This is a genomic window from Corallococcus sp. CA053C, assembly GCF_003611675.1.
Lineage (GTDB): Bacteria > Myxococcota > Myxococcia > Myxococcales > Myxococcaceae > Corallococcus.
The window spans coordinates 1-8,562 of record NZ_RAWA01000428.1; the positions used below are offsets into that span (position 1 = coordinate 1).

Consider the following 8,562-nt stretch of genomic DNA (forward strand, 5'->3'; position numbering starts at 1 on the left):
GGAGGGACGGGCCGAGGAGGTGCGGTCGGATTGGGACGAGCTGCGCGCCTTGCTCGCCCAGGACACGCCAGCCATTGCGCTGTCCGGGATGGCGCCTGCTCCCCGTGCTCAGGAACCCTTGGTCCGCTTCGGCCTGGATGTGAGTGAAGCTCTGCGCAGGTTGGTGTCGCCCTTGGATGGATTGGTGCTGGTGCTCGCTCCGGTATGGGTAGGGGATGCCAGGAAGTGGGCGCAGGATATCCAACTGCTGCTCGCACGACCGGAACTGGCGCGGGCCCGCTGGGTCGTCGTGGAGTCGGATGGGCCTCACCTGACGACCCTGGTGCAGTCCCTGGGGGCTCAGGCCGAGAGTGTGGACGCACGGGTGAGTGACGCAGCGGTCGCAGGGAACATGGCTCAAGTCCTGGCGGCCATGACCGCTGCATCCGCTGGCGCTACCGGATTCCAGGCGATAGGGGCGGCAGGCCCCCGCGCGGATCCTCCACCGCGGCAGGTGTCCACTGCGTCGCTCAATCAAGCTCAGCCTCAAGGAGGCGTCGACGGAGGGATGCAGAAGGGAGCCACTTTCATGGGCATTCCCTCGGCCTTGATGGACAAGGAGTTCCAGAAGGCGCTGCGCCTCAAGGTGTTTGGCGCGGCGCATTCCCTGCGCGAAGGCCGTGCGGCCGAGGCGGTGCGAGAGCAGACCGAAGCGCGTGACCTGTGCCTCGCGGCGGGTTTGATGCGCGAGGCGTGTACGCTGGAGGTCGCGTTGGGTGGCTACGTCATGCAGGCAGGTCAACCCCAGAAGGCGCTACAGCTCTTTCGTGAGGCGGGCGCACGCGCTACCAGCCAGGGCCTGCCGGAGGTCGCAGTCCAGGCTCAGTTGGCCCAGGGCGCGGCACTCTTGACCCTGCAGCGTACGGATGACGCAGTCATCGCTTATTCCGAGGCGGGAAGGTTGGGGATGGAGGGCTCTTCACCCGTGCTCGCCATCGAGGGCTACCGGATGGCCGGGCAGTTGCTGGCCGCCCGCGGGCGTTTGCAGGAGGCAACCTTCGCCTGGCGGCGAGCGTTGGAAACCGCGGAGAAGGCTTCTCCTGATGAGAGGCGCTCCTCCACCGCGCCGGAGGCTGCTCGTCAGCTGGCCTCGCTTTGTCGCAAGCACGGGTTGAAGGCTCAGGCCGAGTCCTTGGAGGCGCAGGCCCTCGTGTTGGAGTCGCCACCTGTCGATGCGAAGTCCGCGGCGTCGGGAGGAGCCTGAGCCATGCTGCAATCCACCTTCTTTGATCCGGTGTTGGGGCTGGACGTGCACATGGTGTTGATGCCCACACCTGCGGGGCCGGTGCCAACACCCGTGCCCATGCCGTTCGTGGGCATGGTGTTCGACCCGGTAGGCCTGGCGGTGGGCGCGGCCATTGGCATGGCGACGGGAGGGGGCCCCGGGCTGGTGCTGGTGAATGGTCTGCCGGTGGCGAATTGCGGCACCACCGTCACCAACCTGCTGACGCTGCCCCACCTGCCCCTGCCGGGGGTGGGCTTCGTCAAGGGGATGCCCGGCAATGACGCGGAGTTGATGTTTGGCAGCCTCAACGTCACCTTGGCGGGCAGTCTTGGGGTGCGCTTGGGCGATGTGTCACTCAGCTGCAGCGACCCCGTCCGTCTGCCAACCAGTGTCACCCTTGCCATCCCCAAGGGGTCATTGGTGCTCAATGGCGCCCCCATGGTTCCGGATATGGAGGGCATTGCCCAGAACCTCGCCATGCTGGCCGGGATGAGAGTCCTGATGAAGGTGGCCCGTGTGGGCGTCAGGCTTTTCAGGGTCCTGCGCCAGGCCCAAAAGCGAAGCAAAGGCTGGGCAAGGGTGAGTGGGGCCCTCAAGAAAGCCATCGACAAGGTGGCGCCAGGGCGCCTCAGCGACAGGCTGAAGCGGGCCGTGTGCTTCGTCACCGGGCACCCGGTGGACGTCGCCACGGGCCGTGTCTTCACGGACAACATTGATTTTGAATTGCCGGGTCCACTGCCGTTGGTATTCGAGCGGGTGTACTCCTCTTCACTTTCTTGGCGGAATGGCCCGCTGGGCTACGGCTGGAGTCACAGCCTGCACCAGGAGGTGTGGCTGGAGCGAGGCAAGGTGGTGCTGCGCGAGGCGGACGGCAGGGAGGTGGAGTTCGCAACTGATGCGCTGCCGGGTCGGATCCTGCGGGCCGACCAGTCCCTCTATGATGCTACCAACCGACTCACGCTGCGCAGTCATGGCGGCCTTGGCTGGACGGTGGAGGACTCTGATGGCACGGCGCGTGAGTTCGCGTTCGTGGCAGGCGGTTCTCCGCAGCGCGCCAGCCTGAAACGCATTCGCAGCCGCGACGGCCATCACACCCTTGAGTTGACCTACGATGACAGGGGCCGTCTGGAGTGGATGCGTGACACCTGCGGGCGCCTCGTGGGCTTCATCCATGATGCGCAAGGCCGTCTCACCGAGGTGAAGCTCCCACTCTCCAGGGAGACGGGCTTCTACCGCCACCTCAAGTACAGCTATGACGCCCGCGGCGACCTGGTGGAAGTCAAGGATGCGGCCGGGGCCTCATGGCAGTTTGAATACCAGGGCCACCTCATGGTGCGGGAGACGGACAGGACGGGCCTTTCCTTCTACTTCCAATACGACGGCTGGGGCGCCCAGGCCCGGTGTGTGAGCACCTGGGGCGACGGCGGCATCTTCCATCACCTGATTGCCTATGACAGGCGCAACCGGAAGACGCTGGTGGAGGACTCGCTGGGGGCCACCACCGTGTACCAGTTGGATGAACTGGGCATGGTGGTGAAGGTGACGGACGCCCACGGCGCATCCACCTCCTACGCCTACGACCCGGAATGTGGGCTCCTCGCAAAGGAGACGGACGCCCTGGGGCATGCCCGCACCACCACCTACGACGCCCGGGGCAACGCAGTGGCGATAGAGGGACCGGACGGGGCCCGGGTGTGCTTGGAATATGACGGCCGGGACCTTCCGGAGCGTCTCACCGACGTGTTGGGCAACACCTGGGCGTGGACCTACGACAGGGAAGGCCACCTGACCGAGCGGCGAGCGCCCACTGGGGAATGCACCCGTTGGGGCTGGCAGCGGGGGTTGCCCGTGTGGGTGGAAACCCCAGGCGGTCGGCGTACGCTGCTGGAGTACGACAGGCAGAAGAGCCTGGTCAGCACGGTGGCGCCCAACGGCGCGGCCACCGAGTACGCCTACGATGGGCAAGGCCGGGTTGTACGGAAGAAGGACGCTCGCGGGGCCGTGGCCCGCTTCCGCTACGACGTGCGGGGGAACCTGCTGCAAGTGGGTTCTCCGGCGGGCGTGGTGCAGGAGCGGGCCTATGACGCTCATGGAAACCTACTGGAGGTGCGCGACGCCACCCGGCACGTTCGCTTCACCTATGGCCACCTCCACAAGCTGCGCTCGCGCGAAGAGGGGGGCGCCTCGGTGCGCTTTGTCTACGACACCGAAGGCAGACTGACGCGCGTCCTCAACGAGGCGGACGAGGCATACACCTACACGTTGGACGCCTTGGGCAGGGTGCGGGAGGAGACGGGTTTCGATGGGCAAACGCGCCTCTATGTGCGCGACGCATTGGGCCAGTTGATGAAGGCTTTTCTGCCCAGTGGCCGGACCACTGAGTACACCTATGACAATGCGGGGCGCCCCCTCACGCAGAAACACTCCGACGGCACTGGCGTGGAGTTCGGGTATCGCGAGGACGGAGCCCTGCTTCGCGCTCGAAACGAGTCCGCCACCATCCTTTTTGAGAGGGATGCCCTGGGGCGGGTGTTGCGCGAGGTGCAGGGCGACCATGCGGTGACCTCCCGCTTCGACTCCACCGGGCAGCGCATTCTCCTGGAGACGTCGCTGGGCGGCCGGTTGACAGTGCTGCACGACGCCTTGGGCGAGGTTTCGTCGCTGCACTTCGGAGAGGAGTTCCTCCACGCGTCGAAGTCCACCCTTCGCTTCGAGAGAGACGCCCTGGGACTGGAGGCCGCCCGGGTGCTGCCCGGGGACGTGCGGGTGGAGTGGCAACGTGATGCCGCGGGCCGGCCCACTGCTCGCCGCACCCTTCGCCACGTGGCTGGTGCGCCCACGCAGCAACTCGACGCGCGCGCGTATCATTGGCGTGGGGAAGACCAGCTGGCTGCCGTGGAGGATTCGCGGCGCGGCCGCACCGACTACACCCACGATGCCCGAGGCCGGCTGGTTGCCCAGAATGGCCCCTCAGGCACCTTGCACCGCGCCATGGACGTGGTGGGAAATCTCTACCGCAGCTCCACCCTGGCCGACAGGCGCTACGGGAGGGGCGGCAGGTTGGAGAAGGCGGACGGCTGCCGCTACACCTATGACGCGGACGGCAACCAGACGGAGAAGGTGGAGGAGGATGGACGTCGCTGGGTCTACCGCTGGAATGACGCGGGGATGCTGGTGGAGGTCCTTCGTCCCGACGGACGCGCCGTGCGCTATGAGTACGATGCCTTCGCCCGCCGCACCCGGAAAGCGCTGGCATCTACCGCCCCGGATGGAAGCACCCGGGTCGAGGCTGATACGCGCTTCGTCTGGGACGGCCATACCGTGGTTCACGAGGTATCGCCCGAGGCATCCACCACCTGGTATTGGCAGCCTGGCACCTTCACGCCCGTGGCCAAGGAGACGGCGGGCCGCCGATGGGCCATCGCCTCGGATACCCTCGGCACGCCTACCGAGATGTACGACGAGGCCGGCGAACTCGCCTGGCGCATGCAGTTGGATGCCTTTGGGGTGGGCAAGCCCGACGTCGCCTTGCAGCACTGCCCCTGGCGCTGGCCCGGACAGTACGAGGACGAGGAGTCGGGGCTCCTCTACAACCGCTTCCGCCACTATGACGCCGCAGCCGGGCGCTACATCAGCCGGGATCCACTGGGGCTCGCTGCAGGTCCCAACTTCTTCTGCTATCCTACGGACCCGCTCACCTGGTGTGACCCGCTTGGGCTCAGCGAATGTGGAATCACCACCGAGAGCGCAGGATCACCGAGAAGCCTCTTCCACTACACGAACGAGGCAGGACACGCTGGCATCCTGGCCTCTGAGAGCCTGAACCCTTCGCTGAGAGCGCTGAACCCCGCCGATGCGAGGTATGGCAACGGGCAGTATCTCTCGGATATCGTGCCAGGAACGAAGACGCCGAGTCAGTTGTCACGCGAGTTCCTAGGGATGCCGTTCCTGGGAGCACGATTCACGCACTACGTAGAAATAGACGTGAGCGGCCTCAACGTTGTTCAGGGAAGGCAGGGAGTCTTCGTGGTTCTGAACGAAGGGCCGCTCAACATCGCAGGCCGCATCCTCAACTCAGGAGCAGTACCGTGAAATACGTTCGTATCGGCTGGAAGCATTGGCATCCGGACGAACCCGTGACTCTCTATAGCGAGTTGGATGACAATCGATTCGAGATCCGAAAGGTCGAGGTCTTCCGTGACGGACGATATGGTTATGCGAGTTCTGGAAGGTCGCGTGGCAGCACCAAGCTTGGAATCTTGGCAATGCCGGAACTGAGCGAAATCGCAAAGGACCCCCAGTTTGAGCCGGTCGCGATCACGCGAGAAGAGTTCGAGGACGTATGGGCTCGTTCACGCCTCGGCTGAAACGGTCGGGGCTCAACATGGTAAGGTTGTCCCTGGTGCGCTGGCGCAGGGGCCGCCGCCACAGCCATTCGATGGGTTGAAGCTGTGGGCCGTAGGGCGGCCGCCGGTACAGCCTGCTCGTCACGGCCACGGTGGTGAGATGGGCGGACGCGAAGGCGTGCACCACGTCCTTGCAGTCGCGGGTGCCGATGACAGGGCGTCTTCCCTTCTCGCCCAGCGTCGCCGTCAGCGTCGGCACCATGGGAAATCTCGCTTCGTCCTGGCTCAAGAGGGCGATGTCACCTGCTTGCGCTTGGTGGTTTTTCGCTCAACTCCTGTCGCGCCTGCTGCTGACGTGACGCATCCGCTCGAAGGAAGCAATAGGTGGGCCGGTACAAACGCACACCATGGCGACGGCAGAAGTCCCCCATGACCGTCTCCCGCGCCTGTCAGGGCCGGGGCAATGGACCGCATCCGGGAAGGCTAAGAGCCTGTTGAAATGGAGCGAGCAGGCCAGGGCGTTGAAGGAACGTAACCGTTCACCGGTTGGTGCTTGCTTGAAGGGACTGCGGGCCGCGAACGGTGGGAGGGACGGCACTCGACGGTGGTCGCGACGCGACACACCGCCACTCGTGGCGGAACTTGCCCCCCGGGACGCGCGGATTGCGAAGCTGGAGGCGCTGCTGGGAGCGGCGCTTGAGCGCATCTCTACCTGGCAAGTGATTGAAGCTGCTGCCTGCCAGGGCCCGAGCGCGTTCCTGGCGGGCGGCGGTCAGCCACGGGCCGGGACCTGGAATGTCACGGTAGGTGCTCCTCAAGAGGAACGCCGCGCCGTGCTAGGAAGACGGGGTGATCTCCCCGCTTCCCGTCCCGCGCGAGGAGGCGCTGCCCTCAAACCAGGCCGGCGTCGCGCGGCTCGCCTTCGAGCGCTCCGGCCCCCGCACCGTGGTGCGCACGGCGCTGGCGCACAGCCCCTTGCGGCTGCTCACGCCGCGCAACCATGGCCACGCGGCCTGGGCTTACACGAGCTCGTTCGGCGGTGGGCTGGTGGACGGTGACCACCTGCGGCTGGACGTGGACCTGGCGGACGGAGCCACGGCGCTGGTCGCCACGCAGGGCTCCAACCGCGTCTACCGCTCCCCCCATGGCTGCCAGAGCGACCTGCACGCGCGCGTGGGCCCGCAGGCGCTGTTCGCGTGGGTGCCGGATCCGACCGTCTGTTTCACCGGCGCCCGCTATTCGCAGACATTGGATGTGACGCTCGCGGCGGGGGCGTCCCTGGTGCTCGCGGACGTGGTGACGGCCGGGCGCAGCGCCCGGGGCGAACGGTGGGCCTTCCTGCGCTATGCCTCCCGCCTGCGCATCGCTCGGGAAGGGCGCACCGTCCTCGACGAGCGCCAGGTGCTGGACGCCGAGCACGGCGCGCTGCCGGAGCGGATGGGCCGCTTCGACGCGCTGGCCACGGTGCTGCTCGTGGGGCCCGCGCTGGCCTCCGCGCGCGAGTCCCTGGCCGCGCGGGTGGCGGCGCTGCCGGTGAAGCCGCGCGCTGGGCAGGTCGTCTCCGCGAGCCCCCTGGGTGACGACGCGCTGCTGGTGCGCGCGGCGGCCGTCTCGCTGGAGACGCTGCTCTCCACCACGCGCGACTGGCTGTCGTTCCTGCCGGGCCTGCTGGGCGACGACCCGTGGGCGCGGCGGGTGTGAGGCCGCCGAGCCGAGCCGGGACGGTCAGCCGTAGCGGGTAAGGTCGAACGCGCTGTAGTTCGGGTACAGCCGCTCGATGTGCTCCGCCGTCAGGTTGACCAGGTCCTTGTGGCTGTCCGTCTGCCATTCGGCGGTGTTGGCATCCATCAGGCGGCTCTTGCCATCCGTCTTGTGCAGGCCGATGACGTGGCCCTCGGCGTCGCCATCGCCATCCTTGCGCAGGCCCATCCGGTAGTGGCCGTTCTGCTGCGTGCCGTCGAACAGCTTCTGCGCGAAGTTCTGCTCGATGGGCGCGAAGTCCTGCACGCGCACGTTCGGGTGGCCGCCGCCACGGCCGGTCCGGAAGTCCTGGCGCAGGCCCTGCAATTCCATCTGCGTCGCGTCGATGGACGCCGAGTCCTGCTTCATCTTCGCCACGCCCTCGGAGATCTCCTGGGTCAGCTCATGTCGCTGCGTCATCAATCCCTGGCGCTGCTCCGGCGTCAGGGCCGGGTTCGTGAGCTGCTCGTTGATGAACTTGCGCTGCTGCTGCTTGTTCTTGAGCACCCCCACGTCGCCCTGGAACTTCGCGATGGAGTCCAGGCTCGCGTTGTTCTTCTTCTGGAGGGCGCTGCCCTGGACGTGCTCGGCGTGCTGCTTGTCGATGAGCGAGCCGAAGTGGTTGTCCGTGAGCTTGCCGAACGCCTGCGAGCCCTTCTTCGGGTCTCCGCCCGCCTCGATGCCGGTGCGGATCCACTCGGACGTCATCGCGCTGCACACGCCCGCGTCCGTGCCGGAGGGCAGGCCCGGCTTCTTCAGCATCGGGTGGCCGCCCTGGTCCGTGAAGCGCAGCACCTCCGAGCCCGGCACCTCCGCCTTCATCTCCTCCGCCACCTTCTGGATTTCCGGGCGCACCGCCGCGGGCCTGCCCTTGCCCGGGGTGCGGCCCATCGCCAGGTCCTGCACCTCGCTCTCGGAGAGCTTCGGCGCCTGCACCTGCGGCCCCTGGAGGTCGTGCGCGTTGATGTTCGGGCGCGACGACGACGAGGACGCCTCCGCGTTCGCCGTGGGCTTCTTGAACGAGTCCCCCTGCGGCGTCTTGTCCGGCCCCGACGTCTTCGTGGGCGCCGTCGGCTTCGACACGGGCGCGCTGCCCGTGGAGGTCTTCCCCTGGGCCACCGTGTTGTCCAGCTTCGGGGGGGCGGCGGGCGCCTTGGGCGTCTTGGGGAAGCTCGGCTTGAAGCTGCTCTTCATGGGGGACCTCGGGGGCTG

Annotated in this window: 5 protein-coding genes; 4 read left to right on the forward strand and 1 reads right to left on the reverse strand. The window is 67.0% G+C overall.

Features of this window, described 5'->3' with window-relative positions; genetic code table 11:
- The 4 genes from D7V97_RS44945 to D7V97_RS36140 all read left to right on the forward strand — a co-directional run.
- Positions 1-1,243: hypothetical protein (locus D7V97_RS44945; RefSeq protein WP_158623529.1), on the forward strand; the 1,243-nt coding region annotated here is incomplete at its 5' end.
- A 3-nt stretch (positions 1,244-1,246) separates the two neighbouring features.
- Positions 1,247-5,356, forward strand: coding sequence for an HYD1 signature containing ADP-ribosyltransferase family protein (locus tag D7V97_RS36125; protein ID WP_120615168.1), 4,110 nt, complete (start codon positions 1,247-1,249; stop codon positions 5,354-5,356).
- Positions 5,353-5,631, forward strand: a complete 279-nt coding sequence (locus D7V97_RS36130) for a hypothetical protein (RefSeq protein WP_120615169.1) — start codon at positions 5,353-5,355, stop codon at positions 5,629-5,631. The genes D7V97_RS36125 and D7V97_RS36130 overlap by 4 nt, the downstream gene beginning before the upstream one ends.
- A gap of 828 nt (positions 5,632-6,459) precedes the next feature.
- The gene (locus D7V97_RS36140; RefSeq protein WP_233583437.1) at positions 6,460-7,311 is read left to right on the forward strand and encodes an urease accessory protein UreD; all 852 of its coding nucleotides are present in this window, start codon (positions 6,460-6,462) and stop codon (positions 7,309-7,311) included.
- 24 nt (positions 7,312-7,335) lie between these two features.
- Here the strand turns inward: D7V97_RS36140 and D7V97_RS36145 are convergent.
- A partial coding sequence (locus D7V97_RS36145) for a hypothetical protein (protein WP_233583438.1) occupies positions 7,336-8,562 on the reverse strand: 1,227 nt, incomplete at its 5' end.